The sequence below is a fragment of the Streptomyces sp. NPDC012466 genome, from assembly GCF_042955215.1.
Classification (GTDB): domain Bacteria; phylum Actinomycetota; class Actinomycetes; order Streptomycetales; family Streptomycetaceae; genus Streptomyces.
Genome location: NZ_JBIBEQ010000006.1, coordinates 286,007 through 303,972 on the forward strand (window position 1 = coordinate 286,007; position 17,966 = coordinate 303,972).

15 protein-coding genes are annotated in these 17,966 nt (G+C 73.0%); 8 read left to right on the forward strand and 7 right to left on the reverse strand.

The annotated features are described in order from the left end of the window. Positions 1-9 precede the first annotated feature (9 nt). Complete coding sequence (locus ACFY9E_RS23360; protein ID WP_390987204.1) at positions 10-1,254, reverse strand: amidohydrolase family protein; 1,245 nt, start codon at positions 1,252-1,254, stop codon at positions 10-12. Between the two features lie 226 nt (positions 1,255-1,480). Here ACFY9E_RS23360 and ACFY9E_RS23365 point away from each other — a divergent pair, with 226 nt between their 5' ends. The 3 genes from ACFY9E_RS23365 (at position 1,481) to ACFY9E_RS23375 (ending at position 6,253) form a co-directional block, all read left to right on the forward strand. Next, positions 1,481-4,534: a BTAD domain-containing putative transcriptional regulator gene (locus tag ACFY9E_RS23365; RefSeq protein ID WP_390987205.1), complete on the forward strand. Its 3,054-nt coding sequence runs from the start codon at positions 1,481-1,483 to the stop codon at positions 4,532-4,534. Positions 4,535-4,750: 216 nt separating this feature from the next. Next, entirely contained in the window at positions 4,751-4,927 is a 177-nt protein-coding gene (locus tag ACFY9E_RS23370) for a hypothetical protein (protein WP_390987206.1), read from the forward strand. Between the two features lie 399 nt (positions 4,928-5,326). Then, the gene (locus tag ACFY9E_RS23375) at positions 5,327-6,253 is read left to right on the forward strand and encodes an SMP-30/gluconolactonase/LRE family protein (RefSeq protein ID WP_390987207.1); all 927 of its coding nucleotides are present in this window, start codon (positions 5,327-5,329) and stop codon (positions 6,251-6,253) included. On the opposite strand, the gene ACFY9E_RS23380 is transcribed toward ACFY9E_RS23375, so the two are convergent. Beyond that, complete coding sequence (locus ACFY9E_RS23380) at positions 6,243-7,850, reverse strand: FadD3 family acyl-CoA ligase (RefSeq protein WP_390987208.1); 1,608 nt, start codon at positions 7,848-7,850, stop codon at positions 6,243-6,245. The two genes, ACFY9E_RS23375 and ACFY9E_RS23380, sit on opposite strands and share 11 nt — an antisense overlap. 97 nt (positions 7,851-7,947) lie before the next feature. Here ACFY9E_RS23380 and ACFY9E_RS23385 point away from each other — a divergent pair, with 97 nt between their 5' ends. From ACFY9E_RS23385 to ACFY9E_RS23400, 4 genes are read left to right on the forward strand one after another with little or no spacing between them, the layout of a single operon-like run. Then, positions 7,948-9,108, forward strand: a complete 1,161-nt coding sequence (locus tag ACFY9E_RS23385) for a lipid-transfer protein (protein ID WP_390987210.1) — start codon at positions 7,948-7,950, stop codon at positions 9,106-9,108. 9 nt (positions 9,109-9,117) lie between these two features. After that, positions 9,118-9,531 carry an OB-fold domain-containing protein gene (locus ACFY9E_RS23390; protein WP_390987211.1) on the forward strand — a complete coding sequence of 138 codons (414 nt, stop codon included), beginning with the start codon at positions 9,118-9,120 and terminating at the stop codon, positions 9,529-9,531. Next, positions 9,528-10,304: an enoyl-CoA hydratase-related protein gene (locus ACFY9E_RS23395; protein ID WP_390987213.1), complete on the forward strand. Its 777-nt coding sequence runs from the start codon at positions 9,528-9,530 to the stop codon at positions 10,302-10,304. The genes ACFY9E_RS23390 and ACFY9E_RS23395 overlap by 4 nt, the downstream gene beginning before the upstream one ends. Before the next feature lie 49 nt (positions 10,305-10,353). Next, a complete protein-coding gene (locus ACFY9E_RS23400; RefSeq protein ID WP_390987618.1) occupies positions 10,354-11,304 on the forward strand; it encodes an alpha/beta fold hydrolase in 951 nt (316 codons plus the stop codon). A 22-nt stretch (positions 11,305-11,326) separates the two neighbouring features. Here ACFY9E_RS23400 and ACFY9E_RS23405 read toward each other — a convergent pair whose 3' ends face one another. From ACFY9E_RS23405 to ACFY9E_RS23415, 3 genes are all read right to left on the reverse strand, one after another. After that, complete coding sequence (locus ACFY9E_RS23405; RefSeq protein ID WP_390987214.1) at positions 11,327-11,926, reverse strand: hypothetical protein; 600 nt, start codon at positions 11,924-11,926, stop codon at positions 11,327-11,329. 166 nt (positions 11,927-12,092) lie between these two features. Continuing rightward, positions 12,093-14,471: a PQQ-binding-like beta-propeller repeat protein gene (locus ACFY9E_RS23410; protein WP_390987216.1), complete on the reverse strand. Its 2,379-nt coding sequence runs from the start codon at positions 14,469-14,471 to the stop codon at positions 12,093-12,095. A gap of 192 nt (positions 14,472-14,663) precedes the next feature. Then, positions 14,664-15,386, reverse strand: a complete 723-nt coding sequence (locus tag ACFY9E_RS23415; protein WP_390987218.1) for a VOC family protein — start codon at positions 15,384-15,386, stop codon at positions 14,664-14,666. A gap of 122 nt (positions 15,387-15,508) precedes the next feature. Between ACFY9E_RS23415 and ACFY9E_RS23420 the strand changes: the two genes are divergently transcribed. Beyond that, entirely contained in the window at positions 15,509-16,156 is a 648-nt protein-coding gene (locus ACFY9E_RS23420) for a TetR family transcriptional regulator (protein WP_390987219.1), read from the forward strand. Between the two features lie 48 nt (positions 16,157-16,204). On the opposite strand, the gene ACFY9E_RS23425 is transcribed toward ACFY9E_RS23420, so the two are convergent. Together ACFY9E_RS23425 and ACFY9E_RS23430 are read right to left on the reverse strand one after the other, a co-directional pair. Next, entirely contained in the window at positions 16,205-16,708 is a 504-nt protein-coding gene (locus ACFY9E_RS23425) for a nitroreductase/quinone reductase family protein (protein WP_390987220.1), read from the reverse strand. Beyond that, positions 16,705-17,904, reverse strand: coding sequence for an acyl-CoA dehydrogenase family protein (locus ACFY9E_RS23430; protein WP_390987221.1), 1,200 nt, complete (start codon positions 17,902-17,904; stop codon positions 16,705-16,707). The genes ACFY9E_RS23425 and ACFY9E_RS23430 overlap by 4 nt, the downstream gene beginning before the upstream one ends. Between the last annotated feature and the right edge of the window lie 62 nt (positions 17,905-17,966).

The window sequence follows — 17,966 nt, forward strand, 5'->3', positions numbered from 1 at the left end:
ACCGCAGGCTCACCGCGCGCCGCCGCTGCCCGGCCACAGCCCCTCGGCCGTCAGCCCGAGCAGTTCGATGGCGTTCCCCCGCACGATCCGCTCCACGACCTCCGGCTCCAGGTGCCCCATCTGCGCCTCGCCGACCTCGCGGGACTTGGGCCAGGTGGAGTCGGAGTGGGGGTAGTCGGTCTCGTAGAGGACGTTGCCGACGCCGATGGAGTCGAGGTTGCGCAGCCCGAAGGCGTCGTCGAAGAAGCAGCCGTAGACGTGCTCGGCGAACAGTTCGGAGGGCGGCCGGTGCACCTTGTCGGCGACGCCGCCCCAGCCGCGGTTCTCCTCCCACACCACGTCGGCCCGTTCCAGGATGTAGGGGATCCAGCCGATCTGGCCCTCCGCGTACATGACCTTGAGATGCGGGAACTGCTCGAACTTGCCGCTCATCAGCCAGTCGACCATGGAGAAGCAGCAGTTGGCGTACGTGATGGTGGAGCCGACGGCGGGCGGGGCGTCCGCGGAGGTGGACGGCATGCGGCTGCTGGAGCCGATGTGCATGGCGACGACCGTGCCGGTCTCGTCGCACGCGGCGAGGAACGGGTCCCAGCCGTCGGTGTGGATGGAGGGCAGCCCGAGGAACGGCGGTATCTCGGAGAAGGCGACCGCCCGGACCCCGCGCTCGGCGTTGCGCCGGACCTCGGCCGCCGCCAGTTCGGCGTCCCACAGGGGGATGAGGGGCAGGGGGATGAGCCGCCCGTGCGCGTCCGGGCCGCACCACTCCTCCACCATCCAGTCGTTGTAGGCGCGCACGCAGAGCAGGCCCAGCTCGTGGTCCTTCGCCTCGGTGAAGGTCTGGCCGCAGAAGCGCGGGAACGTCGGGAAGCAGAGGGCGGACTGGACGTGGTTGACGTCCATGTCGGCGAGCCGCTCGGTGACGTCGTAGGAACCGGGCCGCATCTGCTCGTAGGTGATGACTTCGAGCCGGATCTCGTCCCTGTCGTACCCGACCGCGGTGTCGAGCCGGGTCAGGGGCCGGCGCAGATCCTCGTAGACCCACCAGTCCCCGACGGGACCGTCGTCCCCGGGCTGCCCCATGACCGGCTTGAAGCGGCCCCCGAGGAAGGTCATCTCCTTCACGGGAGCCCGGACGATCCGAGGCCCGGCGCTCCGGTACTTCTCCGGAAGCCGGTCCTGCCAGACGCTCGCGGGCTCCACGGTGTGGTCGTCCACGGAGATGATCAGCGGAAAGGTGCTGTCGTGGGTGTCCATGGCGCTCACGGTAGCGCTGATCTGACGGGGCGTCAGCTATGCGGACGGGGGCCGGTTCCGGCCGTGATGGCGTGATCCACTCGATCCGGCCCGGCGCATGCGGAGAGAGTGTGCAGACCTGGTGGTCTCCCGTGTGCCGCCCTGTGATCGGTGTCTCCCACGGCTGACGTATCCGCCGTCAACAAGGCAAACTGGCGTGGTTGCTCAGGATGTCTAGGGGGACTGCATGGACGGTGTACCGGACGGTGTGCCGCGCGTACCGGAGCAGCGGCGTCCCGACCACGCGTCGAAGTCGCCGGAGCCGGCGACGCCGGAAGGGCTCACGGAGCCGGGGGACTCCATGACGCTGCGCTTCAGCGTGCTCGGCCCCGTGCGCGCCCGGCGCGGTGACGAGCCGGTCACCACCGGGTCCCCCCAGCAACGCGCCCTGCTGGCCGCCCTGCTGCTGCGCGAGGGCCGGACCGCCACGGCGGCGGAGCTGATCGACGCCCTGTGGGGTGAGGAACCGCCCTCGCAGGCGCTGGCGGCGGTGCGGACGTACGCCTCCCGCCTGCGCAAGGTGCTGGACCCGGGCGGCGAGGGACGCCGGTCCGGCGCCGGCACCACCGCCGACGCCGTCCTGGTCAGCGAGTCCGGTGGCTACGCGATCCGGGGTCTCGCCGAGGGCGCCCTGGACCTCACCGTCGCCCAGGACCTGGCGACGGCGGCGGAGAAGGCCCGCTCCTCCGGCGAACTCTGCCACGCCCGCGCCACCCTGCGCCGCGCCCTCGCCCTGTGGGACGGGGAGACCCTGGCCGGCGTGCCGGGCCCCTACGCGGAGGCCCAGCGCGTCCGGCTGGAGGAGTGGCGGCTTCAACTCCTCGAATCACGCCTGGACATGGACCTGGAGCAGGGCTGCCACGCCGAGGCCGTCTCCGAGCTCACGGCCCTCACCGCGGCCCATCCGCTCCGGGAGCGGCTGCGCGAGCTCCTGATGCTGGCCCTCTACCGCAGCGGCCGCCAGGCCGAGGCACTGGCTGTGTACGCCGACACCCGGCGGCTGCTCGCCGACGAACTCGGTGTGGACCCGCGCCCCGGCCTGAGCGAACTGCAACAGCGGATCCTCCAGGCGGACCCCTCACTGGCGGAGCCCTCCTCCCCCGCCCCCGAGCCGGCCACTGTCCCGGTCCGCCCGGCCCAACTGCCCGCGACGGTGCCGGACTTCACCGGCCGCTCCGGTTTCGTCCGCGAACTCGGCGACATCCTCACCTCCGCCGAGGGCCGGGTCATGGCGGTCTCGGCCCTGGCCGGCATCGGCGGCGTCGGCAAGACGACCCTCGCCGTGCACGTGGCGCACCAGGCCCGCGCGGCGTTCCCGGACGGGCAGCTGTACGTCGACCTCCAGGGCGCGGGCGCCCGGGCGGCGGAACCGGAGACGGTCCTGGGCTCGTTCCTGCGCGCCCTCGGCACGGCCGACTCGGCGATCCCCGACTCCCTGGAGGAACGCGCGGCCCTGTACCGCTCCGTCCTGGCCGGGCGCCGGGTGCTGGTCCTGCTCGACAACGCCCGCGACGCCGCCCAGGTACGCCCCCTGCTGCCCGGCACGGACGGCTGCGCGGCGCTGGTGACCTCCCGGATGCGGATGGTGGACCTGGCCGGGGCCCACCTGATCGACCTCGACGTGATGTCCCCGGACGAGGCGCTCGCGCTGTTCACGAAGATCGTGGGCGAGGAGCGGGTGGCGTCCGAGCGGAAGGCCGCCCTGGACGTGGTGGCGGCCTGCGGTTTCCTGCCGCTGGCGATCCGCATCGCGGCGTCCCGCCTGGCGGCCCGCCGTACCTGGACGGTGTCGGTCCTCGCGGCGAAGCTCGCCGACGAGCGCCGCCGCCTGGACGAACTCCAGGCCGGCGACCTGGCCGTCAAAGCGACCTTCGAGCTCGGCTACGGCCAGCTGGAACCCGCCCAGGCCCGCGCGTTCCGCCTGCTCGGCCTGGCGGACGGCCCCGACATCTCCCTCACCGCCGCGGCGGCGGTCCTGGACCTGCCGGTCGAGGACACCGAGGACCTGCTGGAGTCCCTCGTGGACACCTCCCTCCTCGAATCGGCGGCCCCCGGCCGCTACCGCTTCCACGACCTGGTGCGGCTCTACGCGCGTGCCTGTGCGGAAAGGGACGAACTGCCCCCGAGCGAACGGAGCTCGGCGCTGTCCCGGCTGCTGGACTTCTACCTGGCGTCCGCGGCGCGCGTGTACGCGATCGAGCGGCCGGGCGACCGGCTGGTGGATCACCTGGAACCCACGTCGTACCCGGGGCTGCGGTTCGGCAACCGGCACGCGGCACAGGACTGGCTGTACGCGGAGGCCATCTGTCTCCTCGCGTGCGTACGGCAGTCCGCGGGGCAGCCGGAGACCCTCCCCCGGGCGATCGACCTGCTGTGGGCGGCGCACGACCTCTCCGAGTCGGGGGCCAACTCCAAGGAGTACGAGGCGACGGCCGGGGCGCTCGTCGACGCGGCCCGGTCGCACGGCCTCGGGCGGGCGGAAGCACGCGCGCTGATGACGCTCGTCAACGTCCACCACGTGAGCGGCCGTTTCGAACGGGCCGAGGAGGAGGCGGAGCGGGCCATCCTGCTCGCGCAGGAGTCCGACGACCTGCTGCCCGTCTGCTGGGCGCGCAACGCGCGCGGCATCATCGCGCTCTACCAGAACCGGCACACGGACGGTGAGGAGCACCTCTCCCGGGCCATCGAGCACTTCCGGGCCCTGGGCGACCGCCCCGGCGAGGCCGCCGCGCTCTGCAACCTCTCCCGGATCCACCTCGCGACCGGGCGGACCCAGAGCGCGGTCGCGCTGGCCCAGGAGGGCATCGACATCTACGACGTCATGGGCAACTCCATGCGCGGCGCGAACGCCCGCTACGCCCTCGGGCTCGCCCTCACCCAGAGCGGGGAGCTGGGCAAGGCCGCCGACCGGCTCCAGGAGGCGGTGGAGGTGTTCCGCGACAGCAGGCAGCGCCTGTGGGAGGGCATGAGCCTGTTCCGGCTGGCCGAGGTGGATCTCGCCGCCCGGCGCGCGGCACGGGCCGCCGCCAACGCCGAGATGGCCCTCACGGTGCTGCGCGGGATCGGCGGACAGTGGCGGCGGGGCAACGTCCTCACGGTTCTCGGGCGCGCGCTCAGCGGCCTCGGCCAGACCGGCCGGGCCCAGGTCTGCTGGCAGGAAGCGGCCGCGATCTACGAGGAGTTGGGCTCGCCGGAGGCCGCCGAGGTGCGTGCGCTGCTGTCCCCGGTGCAGGCGGCCTGAGGGCGCGTCGGGGCGTTCATCATTCGTTTATCGCCGCACGCCATGATGGACGCAGTCGATCCGTCGCGTCGGGGGGCAGACGGGTCACCGCACGGGCCTCGCCCTGATGATTCGGGGCGAGCGGCCCGGGTGGGCCTGCCCGGCCATCCTCGGGGGAGTGACCGGGCGGGCCCGCCGATCCGACTGCTTGTTCCATGCCAAGGGGAGTTGACGATCATGGGCGACGAGCTCAAGCCGCAGGACCTGCACGCCACCACCGAGCCGCTGGAGACCAAGGACCTGCACGCCACGGAGGAGGGCGCCGTCAAGAAGCAGGACCTGCACGCGACCGAGGAGCCGCTCGAGGTCAAGGACCTGCACGCGACGTCGGAGCCCTTCAAGCCGACGAAGTAAGCCACCACTCACGGGGTTCGGCCGCGGCGGCGCGGAGGGGGAGCCGTCGCGGCCGAGGTGCGTCCGCGGGCGGGGGCCGTCCCGTCGCACCGCACGACCCGCCCGCCCGGCCCGCACGGCTCTCCCGTGTCGTCCTCGTCGGACGTGAAGAGCACCGCGCCTTCGGGCCGCCGGCTCACGAGCACGGCCTGGGCCGCGTCGATCGCGTACCTGTGGCCGTGCGGGCCCGTCGCTACGCCTCGATGAGCGTCATCGAGCCGGTCACGACGCGGGTGCCGCGACGGTGCGCGTCCTTGAGCCGGGCGGGCATCACCCGCCCCGCGGAGTGCGCCGCCGGTCCCGGCGCGCGATAGTGGGTCCGCGCAGATCACCCGTCGGTTCCACCACGAAGGCGGCCCCATGCCCGGCGAGCAGCCCCACCTGTACGAGACCCTCGACGAGCGGTTCCGGACGGGGAGATGTCAGGCGGGGGACTCGCGGCTGGAGACGCTGTACGAGGGGTGCCGGTGGGCCGAGGGACCGGTGTACGTGCCCGCCGGGCGGTATCTCGTGTGGAGCGACATCCCCAACGACCGGCTGCTGCGGTGGGACGAGACCACCGGGGCCGTCGGGGTGTTCCGCTCGCCCGCCGGGTACCCGAACGGCAGCACCCTGGACGGCGAGGGCCGTCTCATCACCTGTGAGCAGGGCAATCGCAGGGTGACCCGGACCGAGCACGACGGGTCGGTCACCGTGCTCGCCGAGCGGTTCCGGGGCAAGCGGCTCAACAGCCCGAACGACGCCGTCGTGAGGTCGGACGGGTCGGTGTGGTTCTCGGACCCCGAGTTCGGGATCGCCACCGACTACGAGGGGCATCGCGCCGAGAGCGAGATCGGCGCCCGTAACGTCTACCGCGTCGACCCCGCGAGCGGAGAGGTGCGGCTGGTCGCCGACGGGTTCCAGGGGCCGAACGGGCTCGTCTTCTCGCCGGACGAGCGGCAGCTGTACGTGTCCGACAGCGTCGCCAACCACATCCGCGTCTTCGACGTCCCCGAGGACGGGTCGGCCCTCTCGGACGGTGACGTCTTCGCCGCGTGCGCGCAGGGCACCTTCGACAACATCCGGTTCGACGACGAGGGGCGGCTCTGGGCGGCCGCGATGGACGGGGGCGTGCACTGCTACGACCCCGACGGCACGCTCCTGGGCCGCATCCTGGTGCCCGGGACCGTCGCCAACGTCCGGTTCGGCGGTGCCCGGCGCAATCGCCTGTTCATCGCCGCCGACACCACCCTCTACTCCCTGATGATGTCGGTCACCGGCACCCCGGCCCTGCCGCTCAGCCGGTGACCGCGTCCCGCAGCGCGCCCTTCAGGACCTTCCCGCTCGCGTTGCGCGGCAGCCGCGCGACGAACTCCACCGTTCTCGGCACCTTGTAGTTCGCCATCTCCCTGCGGGACCAGGCGATCAGGTCGTCGGCGGTCAGCAGGGCGCCGGGGCGCCGCACGACGTAGGCCCGGCCGACCTCCCCGAGCCGGGCGTCCGGCACGCCGATCACCGCCACGTCCGCCACGTCCGGGTGGAGGCCCAGGAGCTGCTCTATCTCGGCGGGGTAGGCGTTGAAGCCGCCGACGATGAACATGTCCTTCAGGCGGTCGGTGATGCGCAGGTTGCCCGCCGCGTCCAGGACTCCGACGTCGCCGGTGCGCAGCCAGCCGTCCGGTGACAGCACCTCGGCGGTGGCCCGCTCGTCCTCGTGGTAGCCGGTCATGACGGTGAAGCCGCGGACCAGGACCTCGCCCGGCACCCCCGGTTCCAGGGACCGGCCCTCGGGGTCCACGACCCGTACCCGCGTGCCGGGGATGGCCCGGCCGGACGTGGACGCGATCACCGTCGGGTCGTCGCCGCGCCGGCACATCGTGACGACCCCGCTCGCCTCGGAGAGGCCGTACGCCGTGAGGACGGTGCCGATGCCGAGTTCGGTGCGCAGCCGTTCCACCAGCCGCAGCGGCACCACCGCCGCTCCCGTCACCACCAGGCGGAGGGTCGAGAGGTCGTGGGCGTCCCGTGCGGGGTGGTCGAGCAGGGACTGGAGGAGGGCCGGGGGACCGGGGAGGACGGAGATCCGTTCCGCGGCGATGTTGGCCAGGACGGTGTCCACGCCGGACACCGGCTGGGGGATCATCGTCGCGCCCCGTATGAGGCAGGCGATCACCCCGGCCTTGTAACCGAAGGTGTGGAAGAAGGGGTTGACGATCAGGTAGCGGTCGCCGCGGGTGAGGCCCGCAAGGTCGCCCCAGATGTCGTACGCCCGCAGCGTCTGCTCGTGGGTGATGACCGCGCCCTTGGGGCGGCCCGTGGTGCCGGAGGTGAAGACGATGTCCGAGGGCCAGGTCCCCCGCACGGCCGCGGCCCTTTCCCGCACGGCCGCCGACCCCGTCCCCTCCCCGCTCGCCAGGAAGTCCTTCCAGGTCAGGAAGCCCGCCGGGGCGTCGTCCGAGAAGACCACCGCGTGCTCCAGGGCCGGCAGGCCGGGCAGCGGTCCGGTACCCGGGCCGTCCCCCGCCGCCCGGCGCAGGGACGCCACGTACGAGGTGCCGAGGAACGTGCCGGTGACGAACAGCAGCCGGACTCCGCCGCGCCGCAGCACGTCCGCCGCCTCGGCACCCTTGAAGCGGGTGTTCAGCGGCACCAGCACCGCGCCCGCCGAGACGGCGCCCAGGGCGGCGACGATCCAGTCGAGCGAGTTCGGGGCCCAGATGCCGACCCGGTCGCCCGGCTCGATCCCGTTCGCCAGGCAGGCCGCCGCCGCGCGCTCCACGCGCGCCCCCAGTTCCGCGTAGGTGACGCGGGTGCGGCCCTCGACGACCGCCTCGACGTCCGCGTACCTCTCGGCCGCCGCCCTGACCAGGCCCGGAACGCTTCCCCATGCCGTATCCGCCCGCACCGCACGCCTCCCCACGCCATAGGAGCTGACTACCCGTCAGATTATCTGTAATCTGACGGTCTGTCAGCGACCGTTCGGGCCCGGAGGTGCGCGCAGCATGGCAGCAGGATCGGGAGGCCTCAAGGACGCCACCGCTCTCGTCGGCATAGGTCAGACACCCTTCGCCAAACGGCTCCCGGAGGACGAACGCACCCTCGCCTGCCGCGCCGTCCTGGCCGCTCTGGACGACGCCGGGATCGCGCCCGGCGAGGTCGACGCCCTGGCCTCCTACACCATGGAGGAGACGGACGAGGTGGAGCTGGCCAAGGCCTGCGGCTTCGGCGACCTCACCTTCTTCAGCAAGGTCGGCTTCGGCGGCGGGGGTTCGTGCGCCACCGTCGCCCATCTCGCCGCCGCCATCGCAGCCGGGCAGGCGAGTGTCGGGGTGGCCTGGCGGTCCCGCAAGCGGGGCAGCGGGCCGCGGCCCTGGACCAACACGACCGTCCAGCTCCCGACCCCGGCCCAGTGGACCCGGCCGTTCGGGCTGCTGCGGCCCGCCGACGAGATCGCGATGCTCACCCGCCGCTACCTGCACGAGTACGGCGCCACCCGCGACCACCTGTTCAACGTCGCCCTCGCCTGCCGCAACCGGGCCAACCAGAACCCCGCCGCGATCATGTACGACCGGCCCCTCACCCGCGAGATGTACATGACCTCCCGCTGGATCAGCGAGCCGCTCTGCCTCTTCGACAACTGCCTGGAGACCGACGGGGCGCTGGCGTGTGTCGTGGTCTCCGCCGAGCGGGCCCGCGACTGCCGGCGCCGGCCCGTCTACGTCCACTCCGCCGCCCAGTCGCTGCCCGCCCAGCACCACGGCATGGTCAACTACTGGAACGACGATCCCCTCACCGGCCCCGCCTGGAGCGCCGCCCGGCACCTGTGGAAACACTCCGACCTGGCCCCGGAGGACGTCGACATCGCCCAGATCTACGACGCCTTCACGCCGCTGGTCCTGCTCTCCCTGGAGGGCTACGGCTTCTGCGGGCGCGGTGAGGGCGGGGCGTTCACCGAGGGCGGGGCGCTGGAGATCGGCGGGCTGCTGCCGGTGAACACCGGCGGGGGCGGGCTGTCCGAGGCCTACGTCCACGGCTTCAACCTCATCAACGAAGGGGTGAAGCAGCTGCGGGGGACCAGCACCGCCCAGGTACCGGGCGCCTCCGCCTGTCTGGTCACGGCGGGCGAAGGGGTCCCGACCTCCGCCCTGCTGCTGAGGAGTTGAGGAGCGACCATGCTGCGTCCCGTCCCCGACCCCGACGGCGCCCCGTTCTGGGAGTACGCCGCCCAGGGCGAACTGCGCGTCCAGGCCTGCGCCGCGTGCGGAGAACTCCGCTTCCCGCCCCGGCCCTGCTGCCCGCACTGCCAGTCCTTCGACGCCGAGTGGCGGCCGGTGTCCGGCCGGGGCCGGGTCTGGTCGTACGTCGTGGCCCATCCGCCGCTGCTGCCCGACTACGCCGCGCACGCGCCGTACAACGTGGTCGTCGTCGAGCTGGACGAGGCGCCCCGGATCCGGCTGGTGGGCAACCTGGTCACCGGGGCCGGGCAGCCGCTCGGCTCCTTCCCGCCCGAGAACCTTCGCATCGGCGCCCGGGTGCGGGCCGTCTTCCACGACGGCCTTCCCCAGTGGGTTCCGGAGCGGTCATGAACAGCGTCCTCGTGCGGACCGACGCGGACAGCGGGGTCGCCGTCGTGACGCTCAACCGGCCCGAGCGGCTCAACGCCGTCGACCTCGCCATGGCCGACGAACTCGCCTCCACCTGGGGCGAGCTGCGGTTCGACGACTCCGTGCGGGCGATCGTCCTCACCGGGGCCGGTGAGCGTGCCTTCTGCACCGGCATCGACCGGGACGCCGTCGTGCCGCAGCCGAACTCGCCCTACGCGCAGGACGACCCGCTGCTCGGCATCGGACCGAAGGCGAACGACCTGTGGAAACCGGTCGTGGCCGCCGTGCGCGGCATGGCCTGCGGAGGGGCCTTCTATCTGCTCGGCGAGGCCGAGTTCGTCGTCGCGGACACCACCGCCTCCTTCTTCGACCCGCACACCACCTACGGCATGGTCAGCGCCTACGAGTCCGTCCTGATGGCGCAGCGCATGCCCTACGGGGAGGTCGCGCGGATGGCGTTGATGGGGACGGCGGAGCGGATCTCGGCCCGGCGGGCGTACGAGATCGGGCTGGTGTCGGAACTCGTGGCGGAGGGCGAGGCCTTGAGTGCGGCGGCCGGGTGTGCCGCCGTCCTCGCCGGGTATCCCACCGAGGCCGTGCAGGGGACGGTGCGGGCCCTGTGGGCCGCCAGTGAGGCGGGGCGCTCGCAGGGGATCGCGCAGGCACCGCACCTCATCGCACTCGGGAACGCGGCGGGAGCGCGGCAGGCCCGGCTGTTCTCGGGACGGTCGCGGCAGTACCGGTTGCGCGAGTAAAAATCGTTTCCTCATACATGCGTATGCTCGGGGCGTGGTTGAGCATCGGATGATCGACGTCAATGGCATACAGCTGCACATCGCGGAGCAGGGCGAGGGCCCGCTCGTGGTGCTGCTGCACGGATTCCCGGAGTCCTGGCACTCCTGGCGGCACCAGTTCGGGCCGCTGGCCGAGGCAGGTTTCCGGGTGGTCGCGCCCGACCAGCGCGGGTACGGGGGCAGCGACCGCCCCGAGGACGTGAACGCGTACAGCATCCTCCACCTGGTGGGGGACGTGGTGGGACTGATCCACGCGCTGGGCGAGGAGCGGGCGTTCGTCGTCGGGCACGACTGGGGCGCGCCGGTGGCCTGGCACACCGCGCTGCTGCGGCCGGACGTGGTGCGCGGGGTGGCCGGGCTGAGCGTGCCGCCGCCCTTCCGCGGAAGCCGGCCCCCGCTGGAGACCATGCAGGAGCGGTTCCAGGGCCGCTTCTACTGGAACTACTTCCACCGGCCCGGGGCCGCGGAGGCCGAGTTCGGCGCCGACACCCGCACGACCCTGCGCAAACTGCTGTACTCCGCCTCCGGTGACGCGCCGGACGCCGGGCGCCCCGAGCAGGCCCTGGTCGACCTGGAGCGCGGCTGGCTCACGGACGCGCCGAACCCCGAGGTGCTGCCCGAGTGGCTCACCGAGGAGGACCTCGACCTGCTCACCGAGAGCTTCGAGCCGGGCTTCACGGGCGCGCTCAACTGGTACCGCAACCTGGACCGCAACTGGGAGCTGACCGCCCCCTGGCAGGGCGCGGTCGTCACCCCGCCCGCGCTGTACGTGTACGGCGACCGAGACCTCGTGCCCGCCTTCCCTGGCACGCCGGAACTGATCGAGCAGTTGCCTGAGTTGATGCCGAACCTGCGCCGCAAGCCGCTCGTGCTGCCGGGCTGCGGCCACTGGACGCAGCAGGAGCGGCCCGCTGAGGTGAACGAGGCGCTGATCGGCTTCCTGACGGAACTGCGGGACTGACGCCCCGCAGTGGCGGGTCCCGTCAGTCGTCCACGAGGGCCTGGCGGTCGACGTCGCAGTGGTCGACCGAGTCCACCAGGCTCGAGCCGCCGCCCACCTGGACGTCGACGGTGGCCGTGCCGTTCGCGGGCACGGTGACGTCCCCGTACCGGCTGACGACGGTGATGCCCTGGGCGTCCTCGAAGGTGACCGAGACGGAGAAGCCGGCCTTGCGGCCGTTGGGGTTACGGACCTCGACGGTGGCGTAGGGGGCCGCCGGGGTCGCGCAGCTCACGAGCTTCGCCGTGCCGTCCTTCAGGGCCTTGCCGCTGCCGGAGGAGGAGGTCGGCGTGGAGCGGTAGTTCGGCCTGCGCGTGTACGAGCTGCCGCCACTGCTGCTTCCGTGGTCATCGTCGTCGGAGCCGTAGGAGCCTCCGCTCGAACCGCTGGAACCGTACGAGCCGCCGCTCGACGTCGACGACCTCGAACTGTCGTGGTCCTGGCTGGAACTGCTGCACCCGCCCCCTCCGCCGCCGTGACCGTGACCGCCGCCGCGGCCCCGGCCGGACGAGAAGCCGGTCAGTGCCAGCACGACCAGGACCAGCACCGCCGTGTACCTGAGCCTTCGCCCCCGTGTCTGCATGGCGGAGAGCCTAGTGAGCGCCTGTCACGGCCATGTCACCGCGGGGCGACCGGTGGGTACCCGGCGTGGCGCCGTGGGCGGAAGCGGTGAACGGGCCGCTCCCCGACGAGCGACAGCCGCCGCCCGGAGCCCCTTCCGCACCGGTACGACGGCCGTCCCGGGCCGGTCAGGCGGTGCGTGCGGTGCCCGTGCCCTTCTCCGCGTCCAGGGCGTAGACGCAGCGGTCCTTGCTGCACGCGTACACCACCCCGTCCCGGACGACCGGGGAGCCGGTGATCTCGCCGCCGGTGGCGAGCTTCCAGCGCAGCCGGCCGTCATCGGCCTTCAGGGTGTAGAGCAGGTGGTCGGTGGAGCCGAAGTGGATACGGCCCTCGGCGACCGAGGGGGTGCCCACGATGTCGCCGCCCGCCTGGAAGCGCCACTTGGGTGTGCCGGTGACCGCGTCGAGGGTGTAGAGCCCCTTGCCGCTGCCCACGTGGACATGGCCGGCGGCCACCAGGACGGAGTCGACGCAGGAGCGGGCCTCGGTGGCGATGCGCCAGCGGTCGCGGCCGTCGGTGGCGTCGAGGGCGTAGACCGTGCCGAGGTAGTCGGCTAGGTAGATGCCGCCGCCGGTGACGGCCGGGCCGGGGACGAAGGTGGGCGGGCACAGGAACACGGCCGGGGCCTCGAAGTGCCACTTCACGTGCCCGGCGGCCACGTCGAGGGCCAGGACGCGGGTGCCGGCGCAGACGTAGACGTAGCCGTCGGTGGCCTGCGTGAGCCGGACCGGGACGCCGCCGCAGGAGGCCGCGTCGCCGATCGGGTACGACCAGCGCTCCTCGCCGGTGCGGGCGTCCAGGGCGCGCAGCCGGGCGTCCTGCCACACGTAGACCGTGCCGTCGTGCAGGACGGGTCCCGCCTCGGGGGACTCGAAGTCGGACTGGCAGCCGGTGATCTCCCAGAGCTTCTGGCCGCCGGAGGCCTCCCAGCCCTGGACGCCGCCGCCGCGGGTGCCGGTGACGACGGTGCCGCGGCCGGCCTGGAGCGAGTAGACCCAGGCGTCCGTCTGCAGGCGCCACAGGTCGCCGCCCTCACGGGCGTCCAGGGCGAACAGGGTGGGCCCGTCGGAGGCGTGGATACGGCCGTCCGCGACCGCCATGGACCAGGCGACGTCCCGGGTCTTGAAGCGGCGGCGGCCGGTGGCGACGTCCAGGGCGTGCACCTCGAAGGAGGTGACGTAGACCAGGTCGTCGGCGACCGACGGCGTGCCCCAGACGTCGTTGGACATGCGGAAGCGCCAGGGCCGCCAGCCACCGGCCTGCTCCGGCGGTGCGGCCGGGGCCGGGGGCGCGGCGACGGCGGGGCCCACGGCGGGGTCCGTGCCGTTGACGCCCGGGCGGGGCTTGGACCAGGAGGCGGCGAGGGCGGCCTCCGGACGGGGCGCCTGGACGGCGGCGGCACGCACGTCGGCGACCCGCGGGCCGGGGCCGATGGGCACCTTGGCGCCGGCCAGCCGGACGGGGCCGGTATCGGGGCCGCCGGCCGGCGCGGGGACGGGCGCCGGGACGACGGGGTCGTGCGAGGGCGGGGGCGGGATGGGCGCGGGGCCGGGGGCGGGGCGTCCGCCGCCACTGCGTCCGGCGCCCTGGGCGGGCTTGCCGGCCGGGCGGCCGTTGCGGCGGGACTCGATCAGGCCCACGGCCCGCTCGGGCAGCCACGCGGAGGCCGTGCCGCTGTCGTCGGAGCCGGAGCCGAAGAGGTGGGGGGCCAGCTGGGCCTGGAGGTCGGCCGGGTTGGGGCGGGCCGTCGGGTCCATCTGCATACAGGACTCGATGAGCGGCCGCAGTTCGTCCGGGAGCCCTTCGAGGTCCGGGCCCTCGCGCAGCAGCATGAAGACCGTCTCGACCGGGTTGGCGCCGTGGAAGGGCGGGTGCCCGGTGGCGGCGAAGACCAGCATCGAGCCCAGGGAGAAGACGTCGCTGGCGCCGGTGACGCTGCGGGAGTCCTTGGCCTGCTCGGGGGACATGTAGGCGGGGGTGCCGACCGCGACGTTCGTCATCGTCAGACGGGTGTTCGAAACGCCGGACGCGATACCGAAGTCGATCACCCGGGGCCCGTCCTCGACGACGAGGACGTTCGACGGCTTGAGGTCCCGGTGCACCAGGCCCGCACCGTGGATGGACTGGAGCGCCTCGGCAACGCCCGCCGCCAGCCAGCGCACCGCCTGGGCCGGCATCGGGCCGCAGTCGTTCACTATCTCCTCGAGGGAGGGCGCGGGGACGTACGCGGTGGCCAGCCACGGCACGGCGGCGCGCGGGTCGGCGTCCACGACCGCGGCCGTGTAGAAGCCGGAGACGGCGCGGGCCGCCTCCACCTCACGGGTGAAGCGGACCCGGAACAGCTGGTCCTCGGCCAGCTCCGTCCGGACGGTCTTGATCGCCACGCGCCTGCCGGACGCCGAACGCGCGAGATAGACCAGCCCCATGCCGCCGGCACCCAGCCGTCCCAGCACCTCGAACGGCCCGATCCGCCGCGGATCGTGCTGCGTCAGCTGATCCACCACTCTGCCTGCCACCTCCCCGTACGAGCCGCGCCAAGCCACATGTTCCACGCGACCCCGTGCAGCGTCTCACCACCGCACCGCCATGGCGGCACGCACCCTGATTCTTCCTGGCCGGAGCCGTGGTGGCGAACCCGGTGACAATTGGGATGTCTCGGCATGAAAGTGATCAAACGATGACCAAACAATGCCTGCTCAGCGGTGCAGCAGCGCGAAGGACGCCCCCTGATTGTCCGTGACGACGGCCACCTCGCCGTACGAGGTCTCGAAGGGCGGGGCCTGGACCCGGCCGCCGAGCCGCTTCACGTCCTCCAGCGCGGCCGCGACGTCCTCGACCGCGAAGTGCACCAGGAAGTGGGGCGGCATCTCGGCGGGGAACACGTCGGAGACGGAGGCACGGCCGAAATCCGGCGCGGCGTCCGGCCCGAAGAGGGCCTCCTGGAAGAGATCGCCGTAGAAGGCGTTGGCGGCCTCGGTGTCCCGGGCGTACAGCTCGGCCCAGGCGAAGGTGCCCGGCTCGTGCCGCTTGCCGAAGCCGGGGTGCTCCTCCGGCTGCCACAGAGCGAAGACGGCGCCCTCCGGGTCGGTGACGAGCGCGGTGACGCCCAGTTCGCCGGCCGGCACCGGCGCCGAGACGACCTGTCCGCCCGCGTCCCGGATGCGCCGGGCCAGGGCCGGTGCGTCCGGGGTCGCGAAGTACACCGTCCAGACGGTGGGCAGCCGGCCGTCCACCTTGCGGACCAGAGCCGCCACGGGCTCGCCGTCCTTCAGCGCCTGCGCGAAGGAGTCGAACCAGTCCTCGAAGGACCACCCGAAAAGTTCACCGTAGAACCGCTTGCCCGCCTCGACGTCGGGAAGCTGCGCGTCCACCCAGCAGGGGACGCCCTCTCCGTACACCGATGCCCTGTTTTCGGCCATGCCGACAACGTAACCGCGTCTGCCGCACCCCGCAGACCAGGCACACCAGCCTCGGCACTCCCTCACACCCCATTTGCAGTCGGCCGAATCGCGCCACGATCGCGCCTCGGTAAGCTGACGGCATGACAGGACAAGTGCGTACCGTCGACGGCCGCGTGGCCGGCCGGCGTGGGCAGGCGACCCGGCAGAAGCTGCTCGACTGCCTCAGCGAGATGCTCAGCTCCTCCCCGTACCGGGACGTCAAAGTCATCGATGTCGCCCGGAAGGCGGGCACTTCGCCCGCGACCTTCTACCAGTACTTCCCGGACGTCGAGGGCGCCGTCCTGGAGATCGCCGAGCAAATGGCGACCGAGGGCGCCGCGTTGACGGAGCTCCTGGAGGGCCGCTCCTGGGCCGGCAAGGCCGGCTGGCAGACGGCTCAGGAACTCGTCGACGGTTTCCTTGAGTTCTGGCGCAAGAACGACGCGATCCTCCGGGTCGTCGATCTCGGTGCCGCCGAGGGCGACAAACGGTTCTACAAACTCCGTATGAAGATCCTCAACTCGGTGAACAACTCCCTCGCGGACGCCGTCGCCGAGCTCCAGTCCAAGGGCAGGGTCGACAAGGACGTGAACCCGGCGGCCGTCGCCGGCTCGCTCGTCGCGATGCTCGCGGCCGTCGCCTCCCACCAGAAGGGCTTCTCCTCCTGGGGCGTGAAACAGGCCGAACTGAAGCCGAACGTCGCCCTGTTGGTGTACCTCGGTGTCACCGGCCGGAAGCCGACGAAGTAGCGCGGCGCGACGACCTCTTATCCACAAGTCCTGTCTGGCAGGCGGCGGTCACCCGGGTGGACCGCCGCCTGTCGCGCTCCCGGCCCTCCGTACGAGCCGGAACACCCGGATCTCCCGCTCCACCCGCGCCTGGTAGGTCGCGTACGGCGGCCAGAACGCCAGCAGCGCCCGCCACGCCGCCGCCCGCTCCTCCCCCGCCAGCAGCAGGGCCGTGACCGGGACGTCCTGCCCCTTCCAGCTGATCTCGGCGTCGGGATGAGCGAGCAGGTTGTGACTCCAGGCGGGGTGCCCCGGCCGCCCGAAGTTGGACCCGACGAGGATCCAGGCGCGCCCGCCGTCCTCCGGCATACAGGCCAGCGGCGTGCGCCGGGCGAGCCCGCTCCTCGCCCCGGTCGAGGTCAGCACCACACCGGGGAGCAGTTGGGCGCTGAGCAGCACCTTTCCCCGGGTGAGCCGGTGGACGACCCGGTCGAGGGCGGGCACCACGTGCGGCGCCACGCGGGCGAAGCCCCTGGTCGACGACACTTTCTGCACCACGCGCGCACCCCTCATGTGCCGGCCTCCTCGAAGACGTGTGCCGCCTCGGCGGCGTGTGCCCGCAGCCGGTGCACCGGCCCGAACAGCAGCTCGTCGCCCGCGGCACGCTTGAAGTACAGGTGAGCCTCGTGTTCCCAGGTGAATCCGATGCCGCCGTGCAACTGGATGCCCTCGGCGGCGGCGCGGCGCAGGGCTTCGAGCGCCTGGGCGAGAGCGAGGCCGCCGGCCGCCTCCTCGCGGGCGGGGGCGGTGGCGTCGACGGCGGCCCAGGCCGCGTAGTACGCCGCCGAGCGGGCCGCCTGCACCTGGACGTACGCGTCGGCCAGCCGGTGCTTGACCGCCTGGAAGGAGCCGACCGGCCGCCCGAACTGCTCGCGCCTCGCCACGTGTTGGACGGTCCGCTCCAGCACCCGGCCGGCGGCCCCCACGGCCTCGGCCGCGAGACAGGCCGCGGCGGCGTCACCGAGCCGGGCGAGGGCGGCGAGGACGTCCACGGCTTCACCGCCCAGCAACTCGGCCGGGGTATCGCGCAGTTGGATGCGCCCCTGGGGACGGGTCGCGTCCAGCGTGGTCTGCCGTACACGCGTCAGACCGGCGGCGTCACCGCGGACGAGGAAGGGCAGCACCCGGGACCGGGCGAATCCCCCGGCGTGCGCGGCGACCACCAGCAGGTGGGCGCTGTGCCCGTCGAGGACCTGCTCGACCTGCCCGTACAGCCGCCAGCCGCCCTCCGCCCTCCGGGCCTGCACTCCCCCGGCCCGTCCGCCGCCCGCCCACTGACCGCGCCGGTCGTGGCCGGTGAGCGCGAGGGCGGTGGCGAGGGCCGGCCCCGGTACGGCGAGGGCGGCGGTGAGGCGGCCGGAGGCGATGGGCGGCAGCAGTTCGGCGCGCTGGGCGCCGGTGCCGAGGGCCAGCAGCAGCGGGGCGGTGAGCACGGCGGTGGCGAGCAGGGGCGTGGGGGCGAGGGCCCGGCCCGTCTCCTCACAGGCCAGGGCCAGGTCGGCCACCGGGCAGCCGACACCGCCGTAGGCCTCGGGGAGGGCCAGGGCGGGCAGGCCGAGTCGTTCGGCGAGGGTGGTCCACAGGGCCCGGTCATGGCCGGCCGGGGTGTCGACGGCGGCCCGCAGCTCCTCGGGACCGCACCGCTTGGCCAGCAGTTCGCGCAGGGTGCGGCGGATCTCGTCCTGTTCGTCGGTGAAGCGGGCGTCCATGGGGCCCCTCTCTCCGCATCTGACGGTGCGTCATATTAGGGCGGTGGAACAGGGAAGCCCAG

What these genes read in the sequence shown, in the direction of transcription:
- ACFY9E_RS23360 (WP_390987204.1), bottom strand. Translation starts at nt 1,254, where the DNA reads ATGGACACCCACGACAGCACCTTTCCGCTGATCATCTCCGTGGACGAC.
- ACFY9E_RS23365 (WP_390987205.1), top strand. Translation starts at nt 1,481, where the DNA reads ATGGACGGTGTACCGGACGGTGTGCCGCGCGTACCGGAGCAGCGGCGT.
- ACFY9E_RS23370 (WP_390987206.1), top strand. Translation starts at nt 4,751, where the DNA reads ATGGGCGACGAGCTCAAGCCGCAGGACCTGCACGCCACCACCGAGCCG.
- ACFY9E_RS23375 (WP_390987207.1), top strand. Translation starts at nt 5,327, where the DNA reads ATGCCCGGCGAGCAGCCCCACCTGTACGAGACCCTCGACGAGCGGTTC.
- ACFY9E_RS23385 (WP_390987210.1), top strand. Translation starts at nt 7,948, where the DNA reads ATGGCAGCAGGATCGGGAGGCCTCAAGGACGCCACCGCTCTCGTCGGC.
- ACFY9E_RS23390 (WP_390987211.1), top strand. Translation starts at nt 9,118, where the DNA reads ATGCTGCGTCCCGTCCCCGACCCCGACGGCGCCCCGTTCTGGGAGTAC.
- ACFY9E_RS23395 (WP_390987213.1), top strand. Translation starts at nt 9,528, where the DNA reads ATGAACAGCGTCCTCGTGCGGACCGACGCGGACAGCGGGGTCGCCGTC.
- ACFY9E_RS23400 (WP_390987618.1), top strand. Translation starts at nt 10,354, where the DNA reads ATGATCGACGTCAATGGCATACAGCTGCACATCGCGGAGCAGGGCGAG.
- ACFY9E_RS23405 (WP_390987214.1), bottom strand. Translation starts at nt 11,926, where the DNA reads ATGCAGACACGGGGGCGAAGGCTCAGGTACACGGCGGTGCTGGTCCTG.
- ACFY9E_RS23415 (WP_390987218.1), bottom strand. Translation starts at nt 15,386, where the DNA reads ATGGCCGAAAACAGGGCATCGGTGTACGGAGAGGGCGTCCCCTGCTGG.
- ACFY9E_RS23420 (WP_390987219.1), top strand. Translation starts at nt 15,509, where the DNA reads ATGACAGGACAAGTGCGTACCGTCGACGGCCGCGTGGCCGGCCGGCGT.
- ACFY9E_RS23425 (WP_390987220.1), bottom strand. Translation starts at nt 16,708, where the DNA reads ATGAGGGGTGCGCGCGTGGTGCAGAAAGTGTCGTCGACCAGGGGCTTC.
- ACFY9E_RS23430 (WP_390987221.1), bottom strand. Translation starts at nt 17,904, where the DNA reads ATGGACGCCCGCTTCACCGACGAACAGGACGAGATCCGCCGCACCCTG.